At 41.5% G+C, this 21866-nt stretch carries 15 protein-coding genes and 2 rRNA genes (1 of these 17 cut by a window edge); 9 read left to right on the top strand and 8 right to left on the bottom strand.

Features of this window, described 5'->3' with window-relative positions:
* Positions 1–1120: ribosomal RNA gene (locus tag ACRWQN_RS01330) — 23S ribosomal RNA — on the top strand (it extends 1783 nt beyond the left edge of the window).
* A 145-nt stretch (positions 1121–1265) separates the two neighbouring features.
* Positions 1266–1381: ribosomal RNA gene (rrf, locus tag ACRWQN_RS01325) — 5S ribosomal RNA — on the top strand.
* 163 nt (positions 1382–1544) lie between these two features.
* Here rrf and ACRWQN_RS01320 read toward each other — a convergent pair.
* Positions 1545–2571 (bottom strand): IS630 family transposase gene (locus tag ACRWQN_RS01320; RefSeq protein WP_434939531.1). Its coding sequence is split into 2 segments (ribosomal slippage): positions 1545–2114 and positions 2116–2571, totalling 1026 coding nucleotides; the frame shifts between segments, so codons are not numbered across the junction.
* Between the two features lie 864 nt (positions 2572–3435).
* Here ACRWQN_RS01320 and ACRWQN_RS01315 point away from each other — a divergent pair.
* On the top strand, positions 3436–5853 hold the full coding sequence (locus ACRWQN_RS01315) for a putative bifunctional diguanylate cyclase/phosphodiesterase (RefSeq protein ID WP_434939530.1): 2418 nt from the start codon (positions 3436–3438) through the stop codon (positions 5851–5853).
* Here the strand turns inward: ACRWQN_RS01315 and ACRWQN_RS01310 are convergent.
* Together ACRWQN_RS01310 and ACRWQN_RS01305 are read right to left on the bottom strand one after the other, a co-directional pair.
* Entirely contained in the window at positions 5822–6802 is a 981-nt protein-coding gene (locus ACRWQN_RS01310) for an alpha/beta fold hydrolase (RefSeq protein ID WP_434939529.1), read from the bottom strand. The genes ACRWQN_RS01315 and ACRWQN_RS01310 overlap by 32 nt on opposite strands.
* A gap of 88 nt (positions 6803–6890) precedes the next feature.
* The gene (locus ACRWQN_RS01305; protein WP_434939528.1) at positions 6891–8711 is read right to left on the bottom strand and encodes a DUF885 domain-containing protein; all 1821 of its coding nucleotides are present in this window, start codon (positions 8709–8711) and stop codon (positions 6891–6893) included.
* 224 nt (positions 8712–8935) lie between these two features.
* Here ACRWQN_RS01305 and add point away from each other — a divergent pair, with 224 nt between their 5' ends.
* Entirely contained in the window at positions 8936–9931 is a 996-nt protein-coding gene (add, locus tag ACRWQN_RS01300) for an adenosine deaminase (protein WP_434927635.1), read from the top strand.
* 49 nt (positions 9932–9980) lie between these two features.
* Here the strand turns inward: add and ACRWQN_RS01295 are convergent, their stop codons facing one another.
* From ACRWQN_RS01295 to ACRWQN_RS01280, 4 genes are all read right to left on the bottom strand, one after another.
* Positions 9981–11306 (bottom strand): IS4 family transposase, encoded by a 1326-nt coding sequence (locus ACRWQN_RS01295; protein WP_434939527.1) that lies wholly within the window; start codon positions 11304–11306, stop codon positions 9981–9983.
* 140 nt (positions 11307–11446) lie between these two features.
* Positions 11447–12787, bottom strand: a complete 1341-nt coding sequence (hemN, locus tag ACRWQN_RS01290; protein ID WP_434927633.1) for an oxygen-independent coproporphyrinogen III oxidase — start codon at positions 12785–12787, stop codon at positions 11447–11449.
* Between the two features lie 189 nt (positions 12788–12976).
* The gene (locus ACRWQN_RS01285; RefSeq protein WP_434939526.1) at positions 12977–13762 is read right to left on the bottom strand and encodes an NRDE family protein; all 786 of its coding nucleotides are present in this window, start codon (positions 13760–13762) and stop codon (positions 12977–12979) included.
* 51 nt (positions 13763–13813) lie between these two features.
* Positions 13814–15370, bottom strand: coding sequence for a metal transporter (locus ACRWQN_RS01280; protein ID WP_434939525.1), 1557 nt, complete (start codon positions 15368–15370; stop codon positions 13814–13816).
* Positions 15371–15642: 272 nt separating this feature from the next.
* On the opposite strand from ACRWQN_RS01280, the gene ACRWQN_RS01275 reads away from it, so the two are divergent.
* The 3 genes from ACRWQN_RS01275 (at position 15643) to ACRWQN_RS01265 (ending at position 19665) form a co-directional block, all read left to right on the top strand.
* Positions 15643–16239, top strand: a complete 597-nt coding sequence (locus tag ACRWQN_RS01275; protein WP_226412348.1) for a YhgN family NAAT transporter — start codon at positions 15643–15645, stop codon at positions 16237–16239.
* Positions 16240–16500: 261 nt separating this feature from the next.
* Positions 16501–16812, top strand: a complete 312-nt coding sequence (locus tag ACRWQN_RS01270) for a hypothetical protein (RefSeq protein ID WP_434927630.1) — start codon at positions 16501–16503, stop codon at positions 16810–16812.
* A 12-nt stretch (positions 16813–16824) separates the two neighbouring features.
* Positions 16825–19665: an immune inhibitor A domain-containing protein gene (locus tag ACRWQN_RS01265; protein ID WP_434939524.1), complete on the top strand. Its 2841-nt coding sequence runs from the start codon at positions 16825–16827 to the stop codon at positions 19663–19665.
* A 39-nt stretch (positions 19666–19704) separates the two neighbouring features.
* Here the strand turns inward: ACRWQN_RS01265 and ACRWQN_RS01260 are convergent, their stop codons facing one another.
* Complete coding sequence (locus ACRWQN_RS01260) at positions 19705–20280, bottom strand: chorismate--pyruvate lyase family protein (protein ID WP_434939523.1); 576 nt, start codon at positions 20278–20280, stop codon at positions 19705–19707.
* A gap of 110 nt (positions 20281–20390) precedes the next feature.
* Between ACRWQN_RS01260 and ACRWQN_RS01255 the strand changes: the two genes are divergently transcribed.
* Both ACRWQN_RS01255 and rlmF read left to right on the top strand, forming a co-directional pair.
* Entirely contained in the window at positions 20391–20789 is a 399-nt protein-coding gene (locus ACRWQN_RS01255; RefSeq protein WP_434939522.1) for a flagellar basal body-associated protein FliL, read from the top strand.
* Positions 20789–21811, top strand: a complete 1023-nt coding sequence (gene rlmF / locus ACRWQN_RS01250; protein WP_434939521.1) for a 23S rRNA (adenine(1618)-N(6))-methyltransferase RlmF — start codon at positions 20789–20791, stop codon at positions 21809–21811. Before ACRWQN_RS01255 ends, rlmF begins: the two co-directional genes overlap by 1 nt.
* Positions 21812–21866 lie beyond the last annotated feature (55 nt).

The raw sequence follows: 21866 nt of genomic DNA, 5'->3' as shown, positions 1-21866 counted from the left end.
AAACACAGCACTGTGCAAAATCGCAAGATGACGTATACGGTGTGACGCCTGCCCGGTGCCGGAAGGTTAATTGATTGGGTTATCGCAAGAGAAGCTCATGATCGAAGCCCCGGTAAACGGCGGCCGTAACTATAACGGTCCTAAGGTAGCGAAATTCCTTGTCGGGTAAGTTCCGACCTGCACGAATGGCGTAATGATGGCCACGCTGTCTCCAGCCGAGACTCAGTGAAGTTGAAATTGCGGTGAAGATGCCGTATACCCGCGGCTAGACGGAAAGACCCCGTGAACCTTTACTATAGCTTGGCACTGAACATTGAACCTACATGTGTAGGATAGGTGGGAGACTTTGAAGCTTCGTCGCTAGATGGAGTGGAGTCAATCTTGAAATACCACCCTTGTAGTTTTGATGTTCTAACTCTGGCCCCTTATCGGGGTTGAGGACAGTGCCTGGTGGGTAGTTTGACTGGGGCGGTCTCCTCCCAAAGAGTAACGGAGGAGCACGAAGGTTGGCTAAGTACGGTCGGACATCGTACGGTTAGTGCAATGGCATAAGCCAGCTTAACTGCGAGACATACACGTCGAGCAGGTACGAAAGTAGGTCATAGTGATCCGGTGGTTCTGAATGGAAGGGCCATCGCTCAACGGATAAAAGGTACTCCGGGGATAACAGGCTGATACCGCCCAAGAGTTCATATCGACGGCGGTGTTTGGCACCTCGATGTCGGCTCATCACATCCTGGGGCTGAAGTCGGTCCCAAGGGTATGGCTGTTCGCCATTTAAAGTGGTACGCGAGCTGGGTTCAGAACGTCGTGAGACAGTTCGGTCCCTATCTGCCGTGGGCGTTGGATGATTGAGGGGAGCTGCTCCTAGTACGAGAGGACCGGAGTGGACGAACCGCTGGTGTTCGGGTTGTCATGCCAATGGCATTGCCCGGTAGCTACGTTCGGAATCGATAACCGCTGAAAGCATCTAAGCGGGAAGCGAGCCCCAAGATGAGTCATCCCTAGAGCTTTAAGCTCTCTAAAGGGCCGTAGGAGACTACTACGTTGATAGGCAAGGTGTGTAAGCGTTGTGAGGCGTTGAGCTAACTTGTACTAATGACCCGTGAGGCTTAACCATACAACCCAGATGGGTTTTACTGATACGACTTAGTATTAGAATGGGACGCTTAAATAGTGTGACGAGACTCAAACTCAGATAAAGTAATCAGCTTTCCGAATTATTATTTAATGCTAGTTAAATGGCGTTAGATAAACCAAATTTGTCTGGAAACCATAGAGCTGTGGCACCACCTGATCCCATTCCGAACTCAGAAGTGAAACACAGTATCGCCGATGGTAGTGTGGGGTCTCCCCATGTGAGAGTAGGTCATTTCCAGGCGCCTAATTTACTCGAAAGAGTAGTGATAAGCCCGTTACTCACGTAACGGGCTTTTTTACGTTTGAGATTTGAGCATGTCATTTGAGCATAGTATTAGTGTGGCCGATATGCCCATGTGAGAATAGGTCATTTCCAGGCGCCTAATTTATACCATTTACATTAATTAATTGGTCAGTTTTGTCCACCGTCTAGAACATAGTAGAATCACCCTTTCCGGCTCTGCAATAAATCGATTCCATGCAATGGAACACTGCTCAACAATATCGTCATATCCACTAAAGCAACGATTGGCGAGTTCATTCTGACGAAGCCATTGCCACACTTGTTCTATAGGGTTGAGTTCTGGCGAATAGGGCGGAAGCTTAAGGATACTAAGGTTATCAAAGTCCTCTGTCAGCTCCTGTTGATGCCAACCTGCGCCATCCATGATGACCAAAGCATGGCGACTCGATTCGGTAGCCTCTGAAATTAATTTTAAATGCTCCCACATATATTCACTATTGGCATGCGGGGCAATAATAGCCTCTGTCGCACCCGTTGCCGGACACACCGCGCCATATAAATACGCTGATTCAAACTGTTGTTGCCTTACCGCTCGTGGTCGGGTTCCTTTCGTTGCCCAAATGCGGGTTGTTGTATTTTGCTGACCAAATCTGGCTTCATCTTGAAACCAAACATCAATGCGATCTAACGCCACATGACCAGGGGTGTTAAGGATCGTTGACAGCTGGAAGTTTTTTAAAAGCGTCCTGAATATCTTGAGATTGTTTGGGGTGACGAGAGCGGGTCGTTATCCATGACAATCCTAATTGATGCAGTAATCTGTAGATATTTGACTGTTTAAAGGTCACGCCAAATTCAGACTGAATAAAAAGACTGACATCTCTTGCCATCAATCTTCCGCCACTCTCAGACAAGCTTTGACGTTGTACAAATTCTTTCAGATTTACCAGTTGTTTCGCCGATAATTGAGCGGGTCGACCTGGATTATGTTTATCATCTAGGCCGCTAATGCCATGAGTTAAATAATGAGTAACCCATGCATTTACACTGGTTCTACTGACCTTCAACATGTTGGCTATAGCAGAACGAGAATGACCTTCGGTAAAATGAAGTAAGGCGAGATAACGCATACGTTTACGTGCGCTTTTCTCAGATTTAACTAATGCTGCAAGATTGAGATTATTCATCGATACTGAAATAAGGAAATGACAACTAATTAGATCACATATTTAATGTAAATGGCATAATACATAGTGTGGCCGATATGCCCATGTGAGAATAGGTCATTTCCAGGCGCCTAATTTACTCGCAAGAGTAGTGATAAGCCCGTTACTAACGTAACGGGCTTTTTTACGTTTGAGATTTGAGCATGTCATTTGAGCATAGTATTAGTGTGGCCGATATGCCCATGTGAGAGTAGGTCATTTCCAGGCGCCAAATTTACTCGCAAGAGTAGTGATAAGCTCGTTACTAACGTAACGGGCTTTTTTACGTTTGAGAGTTGAGCATGTCATTTCCAGGCGCCTAATTTACTCGTAAGTGTAATGATAAGCCCGTTACTAATGCAACGGGCTTTTTTACATCTATGATTTCTGGTTAACATCAATCAATCATATTAGAGAATGTCAGTGATGTGGTGAATATAAGGATATACGCTTATTTAGAAAAATTTATGCTTATCGTTTGTATTTTGTGTATTTTTTCGAGCAATATAGAATGTTATTCAACTGAAATAGACATAGGCTTTAAACTAAAAATCTATAATGTTTCTAATTAAGTTCAAATTCGATAGCTATTATAGTTAAATTCCGGTTATTAATTTTTATTATTATTCGCGTTATAATAAATTATTATTGGTGTCGAAAGCTGTTAATAAACAATAACTTTATGACCTATATTTACAATAAAAACCCTAACTATTTCTTTACTTGTTATAAGCTTTGCCGCTAGCATGTGGAATGCTTTACTGATTTGGATATCATTTGTTTAACATACGGAATTTGTCGCTCACATTTATTATTCCATTTTGTATCTTGTCTATGCACCTAGCCATGGTATTTGGAGGATATTACTATGAGTATTCTGATCTCAAGCAGCAGCTTGCTGAAGAGCAGACTGAGCAGTTAAAAAAAGATCTATTTCGTATGCGGCATGTCATCGAGTCATCAGTACAAGCGCAAGATTTTAGCCGTATCGATCAAGAGGTAGCTCTGATTTCTACTGATATGAGTATGATGGTCTATGTTATCTTGGATCCTAGCCGCACTATTCATTTTGCAAATCATATTATTTGGCGTGAGAGTGATGCGAGTAATGTGCTCGAAGGTTACTCTAACGCAATCCATAAAAGCGTGATTCAATCCAATAAACCCTATTTTCAAGTCAATTTCGACCGTTTATCGATCCAGGGCTATTATCCTATAACCGATAACAATCGATTTAGCTACGCGCAATCTGTTGAATTGATATATCTCGAGTATGATATTTCTGGAATGATCTCCCAAATATCGGATTCCCTTTTTAATAGGACGGTTCAAATATGGGGAGTTGGTTCATTATTTCTTATTGCTTTTTGTGCTTTACTCTACTGGTTTTGGATTCATCCCTTAAGCCGCTTAAGTCTTAGAGCGAAAAATATTGATACCTCTGATTTTCAGCGCGGAATTATTTGTTCTTCGCTTGAGGTTGCCTCACTCAGAGATTACTTGGTGCAAGTAAGTGGTAAGCTCAAGCGTAACCAAAAACGATTAAACGATGCTGAGCAGAGGTGGCTATTTTCTGTTGAAGGTGTGCGTAATGGTATATGGGACTGGAATATTACTACTGGCAGTGTTTATGTTTCAGACCGCTGGAAAGATATGCTGGGCTATCAGTCTTATGAGTTGGATAGTGATTATTCTGTTTGGGAGTCTCGACTACACCGTGAAGAAAAAGCAGATGTATTAAATGCGTTACAAAAATATATTGATGGCAAAACTACTGAATATGAGAGCGTTCATAGATTAAGGCATAAAGATGGTAAACATATTTGGGTGTTGGATAAAGGGAAAATAGTCGAATGGGATCAACAGGGTAAACCGGTTCGAATTATTGGTACCATCACGGATGTATCAGGCGATGTGAAAGTTCAAAAAACGGAGTCTGATAAGGATAAACAAGCTCATACAGGCTTAATTGATTTAGTTAATCGTGAAGCATTGGCTGATTCCTTATACGATTTGCAAGTTCATAGTCGGAAGGTTAACCAGTTTTCTGTTATTTTATTGATAAATCTAGATAATTTTGCTGTTTTAAATGATGCCTTAGGTGCTGATTTAGGTGATCGATTATTGATGAAAATTGCCGCTAGGTTATCAAGCGCTTTTTCATCAGCAGATTTTGTTGCCCGTTTAGGGGCTGATGAGTTTATTTTACTGGCTAAAAACTTTGGTAATGAAGTTGGCCACGCTAATAAACGAGCCTTGGCTTTGGCTAGCGAGGTCAGGCAGTTAATTGGGAGAAGCTTTTCTGTTGCCGAACAAGAGCTTTCTATTTCAGCCCGTGTCGGAGTTGTAGTATGTGATGGTGTTGAGTCACTTGAGCCTCAAACTCTACTCGGTAGGGCTGATAATGCTCTTGAACATGCCAAAGAGCCAAGATCAAATGGCTGTTCTATTTATCATCCACAACTTGATCATAGTCAAATACAACCTTTTAAATTAAGTCACGAGTTGAAAGTTGCACTAGCGCAAGAGCAGCTAAATTTAGTGTATCAGCCTGTTGTTGATGATGATGGTCATGTAATGAGTGTTGAAGTTTTACCACGTTGGTATCACCAACAGCATGGTTTTATTAGTCCGCGTAAATTTATAGAGGCTGCAGAATTATCGGATTTCATATTTGAATTAGAGCTTTGGATCCTTGAGAAGACATGTCAAGTGTTGTATCAGTTGCAATCATTAGGTGTGCCGACACCTATCATGTCTTTAAATATATCCTCGCGTCACTTCCATCAAGAACATTTTGTAAGTGTGGTATTAAACCGCATTCAAAGCAGCAAGGTGAATCCGAGTAAATTGCAGTTTGAGTTAAATGAGGATGTTTTCTCTGTTAATGCCGAATTGGTTAAAGAAAAAATTATTACGCTTCAAAATATGGGTCTAAATGTTGCTTTAGATAATTTTGGTTCGGGCTTATGTTCGCTGAATCAACTGCAAGGCGTGAGTTTTTCACAGGTTAAATTAGCGGCTTGTTATGTTGTAGAGGATAAGCAAGATCCTAGTTCACAAATATTGTTATGTGCGTTAGTTGAATTAGCCTCTCGCTTGGATTATCAGGTTATTGCTAAGCAAGTTGAAACTAAATCACAGCTTAGTAATTTAATTCACGCTAAATGTAATGGCTTCCAGGGATACATTTTCAGCCGTCCTTTAAGTGAGGTCGATATTATTCAATTAGTTAAGTCTCAGCTGTCTTTGAGTGTTGTTTAATAAAGTTGATAGCATAGCTTAATGCTTTATTCCTTAGTTTATCGCTTTCGATAAAGACCTCATGATAAGCACCTTGGATGACGACCTTATGACATTGTGCACTCAGTGCGTTGTCCTGTGATTGATTCGTGACAATGGTATCTTCACTTGCCTGTAAAATGAGGATTGGTGTTGGTGAACTTTTGGCTAATTCTGCACAACTCTCTGCTGCATTAATGGCTTCAATCAACCAATGGTTGGTCGGTGAGCCAAGTTGTAATTGAGGATGTTTTCTATAACATTCTCTATAGTGTTCATACCTGTGCTTACTGTGTGTTAGATAGTTACTGATAAAGGGGGCTGGATTATAGTCTGTGCCACCAAGAACATAGTTACTAGTGACTTTACCTTCAACCGTTATTGCCGATGTCTTATCAAGACGTTTGGCTAACCATAACACCATCTTGGTATTAAACGGTAAGGCTATACCAAACATAGGTGCTGACAATACCGCACTATCAAAAATAGTTGGATGTTTATGCAAATAATGGGTGGCGATTGCGCCGCCCATTGAGTGTGCCATGATTGATAGAGAATGATGATTTGTTGGTTGGACAATATGTTCGATAAAATGCGAGAAGTCATCGACATAATCCTCAAACTTTCCTACGTACCCTTGATGCGGCTGCTGTGTTAGTCTATCAGAAAGCCCTTGACCACGGTGATCGAGGGCAAAGATGCTGTAGCCTTGCTGAAATAAATCAAAAATCAATTCTTGGTATTTTATATATGATTCTACTCTACCATTACTAATAACAATGGCCTGTTTGGTGTCGGGTTGCAGCACCTGACAGTAGGCAATATTAACGCCGTCTTTACGACTAAAATGGCTTTGCTCAACACTTTGCCAAAAACGTTGTTGTTCTGGGGTATTGAGTTTTTTTTCAGACGAGAATTTTTTATAAATCATAAGGTCGCAGAGTTGTTTTCCTGGTGAGTCGATAGTATTTCATCATAGCGTATTTACCCCGCTATAACAGCGGGGCAAACAGTAAAGATTAGCTTAATTTTTGAGCAATATAGGCATCTATCATTTGCTCTAGAATAGGCATCGGCACTGAACCATTTTCTAAGATGGCATCATGAAACTCTCTGATATTGAATTTTTCACCTAAAGTGTTTTCAGCTTTTGCGCGTAAACGTTTAATGGTCAGCTCACCAATTTTATACGAGAGCGCTTGCCCTGGCCAAGAGATGTAGCGATCAATTTCGGTGTTAACGTTATGCATAGATAAAGCAGTATTACTGGCCATAAAATCCACAGCTTGTTGGCGGCTCCACCCTTTAGCATGCATACCAGTATCAACCACCAGTCTTGCTGCACGCCACATTTCATAGGTTAATCGGCCAAAGTTACTGTAAGGGTCTTGATAAAAACCAGCTTCAAGGCCTAAGTATTCTGAATACAAACCCCAGCCTTCACCAAAAGCAGAAATATAGCTATAGCGCCTAAAGTTAGGCAAATCGGTCAGCTCTTTATTTAATGAAATTTGTAGGTGATGTCCCGGAACTGCTTCATGTAAGGTTAACGCTTCCATTTCATATAGAGGACGTTTATCTAACGCATATGTGTTTACCCAGTAATATCCCGGTTGGTCATCCCTATCTGAACCCGCGTATCTTCCTGTTGTGTACTTAGGTGCAATTTCAGCTGGTACAGGCGCAATCCCATAGGGTGTTCTAGGGAGTTTACCAAAATATTTAGGTAACATTGCATCGGCTTTTTTAGCTATATATGCCGCTTCTTTTAATAATTCTTCTGCGGTTTTAGGATAAAACTGTGGGTCAGTACGTAGAAAATGTAAAAACTCTGCAAATGTGCCTTTATAGCCAACGTTCGTAATCACTTGTTCCATTTCTGTTTTTATTCTGGCGACTTCTGCTAACCCAAGTTGATGCACTTCCTCTGCCGTCATTGGCAGCGTAGTGAAGTATTCCACTCGGTTTTGATAAAATGCAGGTCCATCAGGTAAGGCCGAGGCAGCGATTTGTTGCCTTGCATTGGGAATGTACTCTTGGGTCATGAAGTCGTAGAAATCTTGATAAACTGGCAACACTTTTTCTGAAATTGCTATTTTACCTTGTTGAGTGAGCTGGTTCTTCTGTGTTTCAGTAAAATGGCTCGGGAAGGTAGTAAACGGTTTGAAGTAACCACTTTGCTCAACGGGAACGATAAAGGCGCTAATGCTATCTTCAAAGCCGGTAAGCGTCACTTTTGCTGGGGTAATACCTGCCGCTAAACCTTGTTTTAACCAAAATGTTTGTTGTGCGAAATAGGTTGGCAGTGCGGCCAGTTTATCTAAGTAATGCTGATAATCATCTGCAGTGTTGAAAGGTGATGTTGCCATACTGGCAATGTAAGCATGGAAGCCGCTTTCTGCCGTGATAGGCAGATAATGATCTTTGAATGCATACATATCAACTTGGTTTTGTAGTTGGTCTTGCAAAATTTTAGCGTTGATGATTTCATCTTTTGATAACTTGCTTTTATCAAGCGACTTTAACGTATTCAGAATTTGCTGTGTTTGTTTATTTTGTTCTGATAGTGACTCGGGTGATAAATCAGGCAGTTGTCCGGCAGTACGTTTGTTACCTAAGCTAGCAGCAAGTTCTGGTGAGTATGCTAAATTTAATTGCCATGCATTAGTAATTATTGAGTCTAAAGTAGCGTTGTGAGTGGGTGCTTTGATATTTTGTTTATTGTCTGTTGTTTGTTTTTGAGTGGTGTCGCCTAGATAATAATAGGCTTTTGAACCTGTGGTTGTTTTACATCCAGTGATAGAAAGTAATATCAATACAGGTAGAATGAGCTTACGCATATGAATCCCTTTAATAGACAATAAATTACAAATATCATTATTGCATCACAACATAACAATTCAACTTCAATCATGCTAGTTGATTCAACACAATTATTTGTTACCGATTGTGCATCTTTGGTGATTTCTTGCGTCACTTTTTATTCATGCATGTTAAACTTCGGTCACTGGGTGTTCTAAAAATAGAAAACACATTTAGCCTAGAAAATTAATAGGGGTTACGAATGATAGATAAATCGATTCCGCTGGTTGATTTGCATCGCCATTTGGATGGAAATGTTCGTGTTCAAACCATATGGGAGCTCGGCCACAAACATGGCATAGTTCTGCCTGCTGATTCATTAGAAACCTTAGCGCCATTTGTGCAAATTCAAGGTAAAGAGAACAGCCTAGTCGCTTTTTTAAAGAAGCTCGACTGGATGGTTGCTGTGCTAGCTGATTTAGATGCGGTAAAGCGTGTCGCCTACGAAAACGTAGTAGATGCTAAAGTATCCGGCTTAGATTATGCCGAACTACGTTTTAGCCCGTATTACATGGCGATGAACCATAATCTACCTATCGAGGCCGTAGTTGAAGCTGTGATTGATGGCGTTGCTGCCGGCACTAAAGAGCACGACGTTAAAATCAACTTGATTGGCATTATGTCGCGCTCATTCGGCCAAGAAAAATGCCGTTTGGAGCTAGAAGGTTTATTGGCCCATAAAGATAAAATCGTCGCGATTGATTTAGCCGGCGATGAGCTAGGATTTCCGGGGGATTTATTCACAGAACACTTCAAGCGTGTTCGTGATGCTGGTTTACAGATCACTGCCCATGCTGGTGAAGCGGCAGGTCCTGAAAGCATGTGGCAAGCTATTGAAGTGTTAGGTGCGACTCGTATTGGCCATGGTGTTAATGCTATTCGTGATCCTAAATTGATGGAGTATCTGGCTAAGCATCGTATTGGTATTGAGTCATGCCCAACCAGTAACCTGCATACTTCGACTATTGCTGATTATGATTCTCACCCCTTTATGCAGTTCTTCAATTCTGATGTGTTAATTGGTTTGAATACGGATGATCCTGGGGTAAGTAACATCGATATAAATCATGAATATCGTGTTGCTAAATCTGAAATGGGTTTGACGGATGAGCAATTATCGCAAGTTCAACGCAATGGCGTTGAAATGGCGTTTATGTCAGATAGTGAACGCAAAGCATTATATGCATCAAAAGCCTAATGCTTTTGATGCTGATTAAAAAAGCCAGCAGATGCTTAACACCATTCAGTTAAGAGTTTCTTCTCTTAACTGGATAGCGGGTTTTGTTAATTCGAACGGTCCTACTTTTGGGCCGTTTTCGTTTTTTGGGCAAGATAAATTGCTTAACGTTTTCCCTCATTGCTTTGAGCTTTTTAGGGATTGTTCCTGGCGAAGCAATTGCGCACCACATCAACTCATCCTGTATATAGCGCATCGCCATTACAAAGCTAATCCGTAATGGTGACACTTCTGCCTCTTTAGCGATTTGGCTTATTTCAACTCGGATCAAGTTGTACGCTATCAGTAATCCCCAAATCTCCTGATAAATACCTTCAACTGTCTGACTTCTTAATAAAATACTCTCATCAAGTTGATATTGCTTGATTTCTCCATAGCCATTTTCTATCTCCCAGCGTTCGAAATAGACATCTAATATATCTTGAGAGGAGTATTGGCTTCTATTGGTTAATGAACTCAGCACACCTGTAATATGATTGCCCTGGGATTTTTCTTGATAGGTCACTAGTCTTGCATGCCACTTTTCAGGTAGCTCTGGGTTCTGTTTTCTCGCTTGTGGTGATACTGGCATCTCAACTAGATAATCGTTGTCAGCGTATTGCTCGATGACTTCAAAGCGTGTATTACTTTTGAGTGGTGTAAGCCAATGACTATTCTGGTTGGCTCCCCACCAACTTGTCATAAGATCTGCACTAAAGTAACAACTATCAAAAATAGTGAGAGAATTAGCTGGAACTGATCCAATTAGCTCTCGAGCATAACTAATTTCCCCTTTACTACACGGACCAAATTTTACATTTCTTATCATACGACTTCGTAATGACATGAGTGCGCATAAGCGGGCTACTGGGTATACGGACTGCTTCCTATGCTGATTACTGATATAGCCAAAATGCTCTGAATTCTCGGTATTTTCTGCACATCGAAATGTCGTTCCATCAACAGAAAATAACTGAAGACCATGCCATGTATCTTGGCTGTCTTCCCTATGACACCAGTGTTTAGAAGTGATATCAAAAAGGGCTTTAAGGGGAGCGGCTGTCAGTCGCTGTCTGGCTTGCGGGATAGCACTTGGCGCAACGGTTTCTCCCAACTTATCAACTAACGTTAAGTCGAGCTTGGAGACGACTTCAGCGATGGAACGATTTCGGTAGAGGCCAATTCCAACGATGAGCCAAACGACTAATTCTGCTGGAAGTTTTCTGCGCCTAATACTTGCTTTGTTGGTTAGCTCCAAAGCTTGTTCAATCCATTCCAACGGCAATTCTTTTTGAAAGATAGATAGTTCTTCGGGGGCGACAAGTAATTCAGTATCAATAAGCCAGTTAGACAACATAAAAAATGACTCCGTTCAAAAGAAGGAGCCATTTTCGTAGGATCATTTTTGCTGTCAACCGATCAGTTTCTTAACTGATCGGTGTTAAGCAGATGCTGGCTTTTTTGTTGTGACTATTGCACATTTTTAAGCGTAAAGAATTAAATCACCCGAGAGAACTGTTGTTGACGTGCTTTTTGGCGATAATAAACGTCGAAGCACATACATATGTTACGGATTAACAAATGACCCGTAGGGCTGACGGTTAAACGGCGATCTGTAATATCGACTAGCTTGTCGTCTAAAAATGTCTGTAGCAACTTTAAATCTTCAGCGAAATAATCTTCAAACACGATATCAAATTTTTGCTCAATTTTTGCCATATCTAGGTCAAAGTGACAGATGATTTGCTTGATCACCGCACGACGAATTTCATCATCACGATTTAAGCTACAGCCTTTCCATAAAGCATGACCTTGTTGATCAATCGCTTCGTAGTAAGGGCGGATATCTTTTTGGTTTTGGGCATAACAATCACCAATTTGGCTGATTGAAGATACACCTAAGCCAAGTAAGTCACACTCTTCCTGGGTGGTATAACCCTGGAAGTTGCGGTGTAATTTACCGGCATTTTGCAGTTTAGCTAGTTCATCATCTGGCTTTGCAAAATGATCCATTCCGATAAATTGATAACCTGCGCCAGTTAATGATTCAATGGTTTGTTGCAGCATGTTCAATTTTTGCTGTGGAGACGGCATATCAACATCTTTAATTTTGCGCTGCGCAGCAAAACGCGACGGTAAATGCGCATAATTAAATACCGATAAACGGTCTGGTGATAGCTCAATTATGCGTGCAATGGTTTGTGCAAATGTTTCAGGCGTTTGTAATGGTAAACCGTAAATTAAATCCACGTTTGTAGAAACAAAACCTAACTCTTTTGCTCTGGCAATAAAGTCGAAAATAAATTGCTCGTCCTGTTCACGATTCACCGCAACTTGAACGTCTTTATTGAAATCCTGTACACCAATTGAAACCCGGTTAAAACCAGCTTCTTTTAAGGTATCCAGCATGCTGAGTTCAATTTCACGCGGATCAACTTCAATTGAATATTCACCAACCTCAGCAAAGGTAAAGTGTTGTTTAATTAATGCGGTTAAATGCAATATTTGTTCTGGTTTCAAGAAGGTTGGTGTACCACCGCCCCAATGCATTTGGGTGACAGTGTAATGTTTAAATAACGGAGCGCGTTTAATAATTTCAGCTGCTAAATATTCAATATATTGATCGGCTTTGTGCGAATGACGAGTAATGACTTTATTACAACCGCAGTAATAACAAAGCTTGGCACAGAATGGAATATGAACATATAAAGATAGCTTATCGCTTTTACTGCCCTCAATCGCCGACAGTAAATTTTGTTCAGTAAAGCTGTCATCAAATTCTAATGCTGTCGGGTAAGACGTATAACGTGGACCGCTGTAGTTATATTTCTCGATCATTGACTGATCCCAACCAGTTTGTGTGGGCTGCTCCAAGACGTGTACTCCGATAGTAAATTAGCAATAGACGAATTATGCAGGTTTACCGGGGCAATAACTTTGATCTAGGTTGTAAATTTGATGTTTGAGTGTGATAGGCGCTGCAATAACGTATTTTTTACAGCGGTAAATACTGGTAATTCATTTCATTTAACGAGTATTGCTTGATGCTATTTTAAAGTGTTGTTGACCTAAATTTCGCCCTTTGCCGTCAAATCGTGTTTCATAAAAATCGATATGGCCGTGTTTATCTTTGAGGATAATAGTGGTTGAACGGGTACCATATTGTGGGTGTTGAATAAAGATAGAAGATAAATGGCGCTCCCACTCTAAGTCTAGGCCTGTGTTTGGCAGCAAGTTGTCAGCAGGTTGTGTGGTATCTTTCATTAAGCGCTGTAATTCATTAATGCTAATGTTATCGGCTTGCGCAATATACGACTGCAAAGCTTGTTGACCTAACGCCATTTTGGGCCACACATCATCCATATCACCATTACAAACAGCATGAAAGCCTTGAGTTAACTGTGTGGTAGCAGCGCTACGACTATTGAAGCAATGAAGGGTATTTTCATGTTCAAAAACTAGGTTGAATGGATTGTAATTTTGGCTATGTGTTTGCAACCATTGTGAGGTTATAGGCCAGTGGGGAGACTGTGAGTGAGGAGATGTTAGTGCGTTGATAACCAATTCACCCCTTGAGCGCACTCCATCCCGAAGGTCTTGAGTGCGTAAATTCGTCAGGCCAGCAAATTGGCCAGCTTGATTTACACCAAGCCAGGTTCCACCGGCTTGTAAATCTTTACCCGCCAGTATGTTTTGATCTGGAGGCCAAAACTGTGCAGGTTGAGTGGCGCGATGATGAAACTCATCTCTATTAGCACAAATGATTAAAGGATATCGAGGATGGCTTTCGATAGCGAAAAATAAAATACACATAAATTTCTCCTGTCATTTTTGCTGTTGCTAGCCGTTAGCCGACTCTAATCATTAGTGATGGTGATGAGAATGTCCACCGCTGTGTTTATGGCTATGCTGATGATCGGGTTTAAGATTTGCGATCATGCGGCTTAAAAATTTTCTTGGACCTAAACGCAGTAAGCTTGCGCCAAATAGTAAACTGATTACCACTAAGCTTAATATATTGATTGATTCTGGCAGTTGAAGCACATAACTAGAGGTTAACGCGACTTGGTCTGCCACAATAAAGGCGCTCAGTAACACTCCGCCCAGCATTAACCCTTGTTTCCAGGTCATTAATTTCAGCTGTGCGATATTGATAACCGGTGCCGCAAGTAAGCTAAATGCTACCGCGACCTGATTCCATCCGCTATAAAATAACGCTAATGCTAAAATAGCCGCTCCTAGATTACAAAAACGCATCGGAATAAAGACGAGTAGCAGAATAAACACCTGCAATGCAGGGTTTTCTAGGGGGACCGATGGGTGACCAATTAAATTGGCTAATATTAAGCTTAATATGATCCAGGGTGCACTGCGGTCGACTAAATGAGCGAAGCCAAATCGCAATGCAGAGTTGGGTAATTGTAAATGTGGATCGGTTAATGGGATTTTACTTAACGTCAGTAAACCACCAATAACGGCTAAACCGATAATTTGATATAGCGCAAACCAGGGGCCTAATAACGCCAGAGTAATAATTAAGGACTCAGGACCAGCTAGTCGTTGTAACCATCGTAACGCGAGATTTTTATGTTGAGGTTGTAGTCCTAATTTGAATCTTAGCGCTGCAAATAAATAACTTAATAGTAATACAGGTGAAATCGTTAATAGCCAGCTAACAAACTGCTCTACACCGTGAGCGTGGTTATGGTCTGAATGTGCCTGGCTGCCTGTATCCAGTAACAGCAAAAGCGCTAATAAGCCTAAACCAAGCAAACTGCCGATGCCCGCCTGGTATTGGTATTTGCCTTGTTTATCTGTGGAGTGTTCACCATGGGGCTGATGCAGCACCACATGCAAAATTGAACCTGTCACAAAAGCTTGTAAATAAACGGTATTTTCAATACTTAGTTGATGAAGTAGTTGTTCGCCAGCAAAATAACCTACCGCGGTTAATGCCATCATGGCAATCAAAACGACACTTGCCCAGCGAGTGCCAACCTGTGGTTTGAGTAACCACCAAATCGCTAATCCTACCGGTAGTCGATGTAATATCACCCCTAAAGCAAGCAGCGGAGAATTACCTTGCTGTTGCGACAACACCATAGCGCCACCGTCGGTGATGGTATGCAGCAGCAAACCCGCAATACCCAGAGTTAGCGTTATGTTGTGGGTGATCTCTGAATAGCGATGGAAAATACGTTCACTTGCGGTGGGCCCCCACAAGCCTAATACCACGAAAAGCAAGGTAATAAATCCACCGTGCTCCAACAGCTCTGGCAAAATATGGATGAGCACCAGCCCGCCTAAAGAGACGAATATAAAACCATCTAGACCTTTTTGTAATCCGCTGCCAGAAGAAAAGTAGCGGTAAAATAAAGGGCCAAATAATAAAGCGATACAACTAGCGGCTAAATAGAGCATGGGTTCCAAGCATAAATTGACAAAAAACGCAGCAGTATAGCATTTTTGTACTCTTATGTAGCTAGCGTGCAGGCATAGATGTGTAAATTACAATGGCCTGAGATAAAGGAGTTAGGCTGTAGGGTTAGTGAATCAATAAATTTGTGCTACTTCAGGTGAGAAAAACTAATTCATTGGCTAAAAAATAATAGCGCATTTTCTCGCATCCATAAGTGACGGATTAGGTATACAATATGAGCTATTGTATTGGCTAACTAAATAGATTGTGACTTATGGATATTTTTTCTGCTGCGGTGATGTTGTTTTTAATTATGGATCCTTTAGGTAATCTGCCTATTTTTGCATCGATTTTACGCCATATTGATCCCAAGAAACGTCGCCGGGTATTAATTCGTGAATTGCTTATTGCGTTAGTGATCATGTTGCTGTTTTTGTATGCCGGTGAAGCCATTCTTAACTTCTTAAATCTGCGTTCAGAGTCGGTCAGCATTGCGGGTGGGATAATTTTATTTCTGATTGCGATAAAAATGATTTTTCCTCAGCCTGGCGGTGTTGTCGGCTTAGCTGCAGGGGAAGAACCCTTTATTGTGCCTATGGCTATTCCGCTTATGGCCGGACCGTCTATTTTGGCAGCATTGATATTATTGGCTCATACAGATAGTAGTAGAATGACTGATTGGACTATCGCCCTTGTTTCAGCTTGGGGATTAAGCGCATTTATTCTGATGTTTTATAAAGTGTTCACCCGTGTGTTGGGCGAAAAAGGCTTAACGGCTGTAGAGCGTTTAATGGGGATGGTGCTGGTGATGATTTCAGTGCAAATGTTCTTAGATGGTATTTCAAGCTACATGAACACACTGGCGCAATAACCTATCGTTTTTAGTCACTTTCTTATTTAATCTTTTTCGTTTTAGATTTTCTACGGCAGCCGAAATTGGCTGCCGTTTTTGTTCTTTCTGCCAATATTTAAATCGTTAACAATGCGGTATACCAAAGGTTACAGCAAAATCGGTGATGTTTTACACGCTCAAACTTATTTGAACATTAATTCGTAAAAATGAGGGGCTTTTTGTTTGTACGCTAGCGGTAACAACTGTTAATCTTACGTGAATACTCTAGGGGTAAACCGAATGGAATTCACTAAAATTGCGTTATTGCTAAGCATCGCATTGATGTTTGGTTGCCAAGCTAATGAAGCAAATCAACAAGCAGAGAATATTACCTCAGCAGAAGTAAGCCAACCAACAACTGTGGGATGTGGTGCTATGCCACCTATTCGAGATAAATCAAAAATTGCCGATAATTTACGTAAACAAGGTTTGATAACCACGTCCATGAACCAACAAGAAATTGACCAAGTTGTTGCAGATTACATCAGCAAACGCCAAAAGCCGTTTGCTAAATGCCCCAAGCCGCTGACACATAAGCCTAGCGATAACTAAGGAAAGATATCGATGAACAATACTACAAAATTACCATTAGCCGCAGCGTTAGGCTTATTGCTGACGATAGGTGCTTCAGGCTCTATTGCTGCGCCAATAAAAGGCTCTCCAGCAGATGGCGGCGTGATTAATAAAGAACAAGTACTTTACTGGTTAATCAAGCGCGGCGAAGTCGCAGACGATGCCACTGAAGAGGCTAAAAACTCAGCTGTTGATGCATTTATTGCCCGTGGATTAAAGTCTTTATTTACGCCGTCTAAATTTGAGCTTAAGACTGAAGCTTCAATAAAAGCAAGCAAAGTTAAGCAGGCTAGAATGGGGATGCAGTCAGCTGTTATGTTGGCGGATGAGGATATCACTAAAACCGTTAAGGTATTAGGCGTGCTGGTGGACTTCCCAGACCTTCGCCATAATGATAATCGTCTAGCGAGTGCTGATACAGATATGTTTTATAGCAGCTATCCAGTATCACATTATCAAAACCTCCTTTTTTCAACTTCAGGCTTTACTGGCCCAGATGCTAATCCGGCAACGTTACAATCAGCATACCAATATTTTAAAGCGGCATCAGGTCAGTCATTTACCTTCAGTGGCAATGTGATTAATTGGGTTACCGCAGACAACAATGCCGCATACTATGGCGGTAATGATGCTGATAACGATGATAATGATAGTGCCGTGCCTGAACTGGTAAAAGAAGCGGTCGTTAAAGCGATTACCGGTATGTCGGATGCAGAGTTAGCGACTTATGATATTGAAGACCCATATGATTTGGACGGTGACGGTAATACCGAGGAAGCTGATGGAATAATCGATCACATCATGCTATTTCACTCTAGCGTGGGTGAGGAAGCGGGTGGTGGTGTGCTAGGTACCGGCGCTATTTGGTCGCATCGTTTCTTTGTTAACACCGATACCGAGGGATACAAAATCCCTGGCCGGAACATGAAGATTTACGGTTATACGGTACAACCCATTGATGCCGCTGCCGGCGTGTGTACGCACGAGTTTGGCCATGATTTAGGGCTACCAGATGAATATGATACCAGTAATATAGGCGATGGTTCACCTGTGGGGTCTTGGTCTTTAATGTCTGGTGGTAGCTGGACCGGCAATATCGCAGGGAGTGAACCGACAGGTTTTAGCCCTTATGCTCGCTCATATTTACAACAAAAATATAAGGGTAAATGGGTTAAAGAGCAGGAAGTGGCTTTATCAAGTATCGATGAATCAGGCTTAAGTGTTAATTTAGCCCATGCGGTAGATGCCAATAATGTAAACCAAATTTCAATACCTTTACCTATTAGCCCCGTGGAGTTTACCGCGCCTTATGCGGGAGAGTACCAATATTACTCTGGCCAAGGTGATGATATTAATCAACAAATGTCGTTTAATCTCACCCTGCCTAGTGCAACACCTTTATCGTTAGCTTTCCAAGCGCATTGGAGTATAGAAGACGATTATGATTATATGCAGCTTAAAGTGAACGGTGTTGCTATTGCGGGTAATTACACTAAAGCCAGTAACCCACTTTACGGCTCGGTTAAGCATTATATTAGTGGTAAGTCGAGTGATATAGGCGCAGCTACTGGTGCAAACTCATGGATAAAGTTGAGCTATGATCTGGCCGATTTTGTCGGAAAAAATGTGACTATTTCGATGCATTATGTAACCGATACCGCAGAAGGTGATTATGGTTTTGTTGTTGATGAACTCGAGCTTACTAACAATATCAGCGTGATATATAACGATGATGCTGAAACAGCTTCTAAAATGATATTGAATGGCTTCAGTCGCGTAGATGATACACGTCCAGGCAAGGCCAGCCGCTACATCGTTCAACTAAGAAGTCATCAAGGCATTGATAAAGGTTTAGTCAGCCATGGCTATATTCCGGGAGTATTAGTGTGGTTAGAAAACTTTAATCAGGCTGATAACAATGTTTCAAATCATCCAGGTGAAGGATTAATTGGTGTAATCGATGCCGATCAAAACTTGATTGGGCAGAGTGCGACAGATACACAAATCCGTGATGCCGCGTTTAGCCAATTTGTTCAGTCAAGCTATCCAGGTGACAATCATTTATCTGCCAATAGCATGTTTGATGACAGTAACGATTACAGTGCCCCCCTTAAGCCTCAGGCGGGGATCCAGTTAACCGAACTTGGCTTAACAATGGAAGTGACGGCGCAATCAGCCAATAGCACTTCAGCTACGGTAGAATTTAAGCGTTCAAGCACGATTGTATTACCTCCCAGCCCATTGAGCGGTGATATTGTTACTAGCTTAAATGGTGCTACTGTAAGTTTTAATGCCGACATAAATGGAGGTGATGGTAATTACCAATACACTTGGACTTTTGGTGATAATCTTGGTTCCAGCAGTGTCGTTGCACCTAGTTATACTTATGCCTTATCGGGTGATTATGTTGTGAAGTTAATGGTTACAGATGGTGAAGGGAATAAGCTTGAGTTTGCTAAAACCGTTAGAGTCGTGATTTTACCTACCGCAGCTTTCAGTGCTTCAGCGACAAACTTGGTGCTTAGCATAACCAATAATTCTAGTAATGGTTTTGGTGGTTTGACTTATGTGTGGCAGTTTGGTGATGGTAATAACAGCACTGCAACTAGCCCAACCCATACCTATGCTCAAGCAGGAACCTACACGATTACGTTAGTGGTGACAGATACACTTGGTAATACTCAAACGGTGACTAAGGCAATAACAGTCTCGTCACCAGTGGTGATCACACCACCAGTGGTTACTCCTCCGGCCGATTCTGGTGGCGGTGGTAGCTTAGGGTGGCTAAGTTTATTTGCGTTGGCTCTCTGTGGAGTGCGCCGCAGAATTTAATCTGAGTCGTAACCCTAATCGCATGACAAAAAATACCGCCTAATCTAGGCGGTATTTTTTTATGTTTTCCGATGCAGCAGGTAAAAATATTTCACTTACAATAAGCTCAGATGTGCCAATATGGAAGTATCGACGACGGCCCCAAAGCGTGTCGTCAACAGGTTGAGATAAGCTTGTGGCAAGTTGCGCTAAACGGCCACAGGTTTCAAACGCTGCCACTTCAATTTTTCCCGGTATGATCTCGTTATGGGTAAATAACAGTTCGCCTAATGGTCTGTTGCCCAGGTGAATAAAGTCGTACAAGGTATTATCTAATAATGCTTGTGGAATTAAGGTGCGGGCGAAAACCCAAGGAATATCGTCTAGACTGAGTAATACTTCACGCACCCAAACGGGTTCTGACTGGCTTGGAAGCTCATTTGGTAAAGGAGACAATAAATGTTCACCTAAAACCGTAACGGAGAAGTTGTTACAATGTTTTTTTAATTTTTCGGTTAAACTGCCATTGGCTAATAACCAGTTCTTAAGCGGCGTGTGGGGAAGTGATGCCGCTTTTTCAGGTGAATACCATAAAATTGATTCACCATAAGGAAAGCTATTACTGGTCACATTCATCAAAAACTCGTTACAATATATCTAGACCCGAGCAGTTTACCATGCTCAACAAGATGAAATACACAAAAGCGGTTATCTGCTTATTAATCACTCAAGGAGAGCATCACACTATGCAAAAATTCGTTTCAGCATGCATGCTACTGTTGTTAGTTGCATTTAACGTCCAAGGTGCTGATGAGATCAGTGACGAATATGCTTACTATGGCTTTGAGCCTGAAATTGTCACCAATTATATTTCGAATCGTAAGAAACTAGGTTTTGTTCGTATCAGTGTTGAGCTGATGGTGAAAGATCCGGCTGATTTAGTCAGTATTGAGCGCCACGATCCATTATTGCGTGCCGCCATTGTAGAGATATTAGGTAATCAGGCCGAAGATAAAGTTAAATCATTATCAGGCCGTGATGAAATTCGCCGAGAATGCTATGAGATGGTCAATCGTCTATTAGAGCAAGAAACCGGCCGCTCGCTGGTGGTTAACTTATTGTTTACTAAATATCTGTACGATTAATGCCAGTAAAATCATCTATGCAGGGCAAAACGTGCCCTGCTAAATCTTCGACTAGCAAATCCGGTGATAGTAAGTCTCTTCACCCCCGTAATCTGCATAATCAGGACTATGACTTTACCTCGTTGGTTGCTGTATTACCCAAATTGTCCCAGTTTGTCCGCCCCAATCCCTATGGTAATATCTCAATCGATTTTGCCAATGCCGAAGCAGTAAAAACCTTAAATACCGCACTGCTTAAGCTACATTATCATATAGATAAATGGGATATTCCTGCTGGTTTCCTGTGTCCCCCTATTCCTGGGCGGGTAGATTATTTGCATTATATTGCTGATTTATTGGCGCTAAAGGGCAAAGTGCCAAAAGGGGCAAAAATACACGCTCTTGATATTGGTACCGGAGCAAATGGCATTTATCCTTTGCTTGGTATTCAATGTTATGGCTGGCAATTTACCGCATCAGATATCGATGCAAAATCATTAAGTAATGTCGCAGCAATTTGCAGCCATAACCCTGCGTTAACCTCAAAGCTTAAATTGGTACAACAAACCGATGCTAAGGCGATATTTAAAGGGGTGATTAACGCAAGTGATCGTATTGATATCACTTTATGTAATCCACCATTCCATCAATCTTTAGATGATGCCATGGCGGGAAGCCAACGTAAGCTGTCGAATTTAGCCGCAAATCGCGCTAAAAAGCATTCAGTTGTTAATGCTCAAGCGGGCAAGTTAGCATTAAATTTTGGTGGCCAAAAAGCCGAGTTATGGTGTGAAGGTGGCGAGATCCAGTTTTTGCGCAACATGATTACCGAAAGCTGCCAGTTTAAACATCAAGTGTTATGGTTCAGTTCTCTCGTGTCTAAGTCTGATAACCTTAAACCATGTTATAAACTGCTTGAAGAATGCGGCGCAGAGACAATCAATACCATTGATATGCGTCAAGGTAATAAACAAACCCGTATTCTAGTGTGGAGTTATTTAAGCCCATCATTAAGAGAGCAATGGGCTAAGTTTCGTTTATAACAGTTCTATTCGAAAGCATAATTGATCAGCAAGTTTATATGTTCTAACGCCTGTG

The sequence above is a fragment of the Shewanella sp. HL-SH8 genome, from assembly GCF_051165765.1.
GTDB lineage: Bacteria > Pseudomonadota > Gammaproteobacteria > Enterobacterales > Shewanellaceae > Shewanella > Shewanella glacialimarina.
The sequence above is the reverse complement of the archived record's forward strand: the minus strand, read 5'-3'. Positions and strand labels throughout refer to the sequence as shown.

Excerpts from the sequence above, each read along its gene's own strand:
- add (WP_434927635.1), top strand. The coding sequence starts at position 8,936 with ATGATAGATAAATCGATTCCGCTGGTTGATTTGCATCGCCATTTGGAT.
- ACRWQN_RS01265 (WP_434939524.1), top strand. The coding sequence starts at position 16,825 with ATGAACAATACTACAAAATTACCATTAGCCGCAGCGTTAGGCTTATTG.
- ACRWQN_RS01295 (WP_434939527.1), bottom strand. The coding sequence starts at position 11,306 with ATGTTGTCTAACTGGCTTATTGATACTGAATTACTTGTCGCCCCCGAA.
- ACRWQN_RS01285 (WP_434939526.1), bottom strand. The coding sequence starts at position 13,762 with ATGTGTATTTTATTTTTCGCTATCGAAAGCCATCCTCGATATCCTTTA.
- ACRWQN_RS01270 (WP_434927630.1), top strand. The coding sequence starts at position 16,501 with ATGGAATTCACTAAAATTGCGTTATTGCTAAGCATCGCATTGATGTTT.
- ACRWQN_RS01310 (WP_434939529.1), bottom strand. The coding sequence starts at position 6,802 with ATGATTTATAAAAAATTCTCGTCTGAAAAAAAACTCAATACCCCAGAA.
- hemN (WP_434927633.1), bottom strand. The coding sequence starts at position 12,787 with ATGATCGAGAAATATAACTACAGCGGTCCACGTTATACGTCTTACCCG.
- ACRWQN_RS01305 (WP_434939528.1), bottom strand. The coding sequence starts at position 8,711 with ATGCGTAAGCTCATTCTACCTGTATTGATATTACTTTCTATCACTGGA.
- ACRWQN_RS01280 (WP_434939525.1), bottom strand. The coding sequence starts at position 15,370 with ATGCTCTATTTAGCCGCTAGTTGTATCGCTTTATTATTTGGCCCTTTA.
- ACRWQN_RS01255 (WP_434939522.1), top strand. The coding sequence starts at position 20,391 with ATGCAAAAATTCGTTTCAGCATGCATGCTACTGTTGTTAGTTGCATTT.
- rlmF (WP_434939521.1), top strand. The coding sequence starts at position 20,789 with ATGCCAGTAAAATCATCTATGCAGGGCAAAACGTGCCCTGCTAAATCT.
- ACRWQN_RS01260 (WP_434939523.1), bottom strand. The coding sequence starts at position 20,280 with ATGAATGTGACCAGTAATAGCTTTCCTTATGGTGAATCAATTTTATGG.
- ACRWQN_RS01275 (WP_226412348.1), top strand. The coding sequence starts at position 15,643 with ATGGATATTTTTTCTGCTGCGGTGATGTTGTTTTTAATTATGGATCCT.
- ACRWQN_RS01315 (WP_434939530.1), top strand. The coding sequence starts at position 3,436 with ATGGTATTTGGAGGATATTACTATGAGTATTCTGATCTCAAGCAGCAG.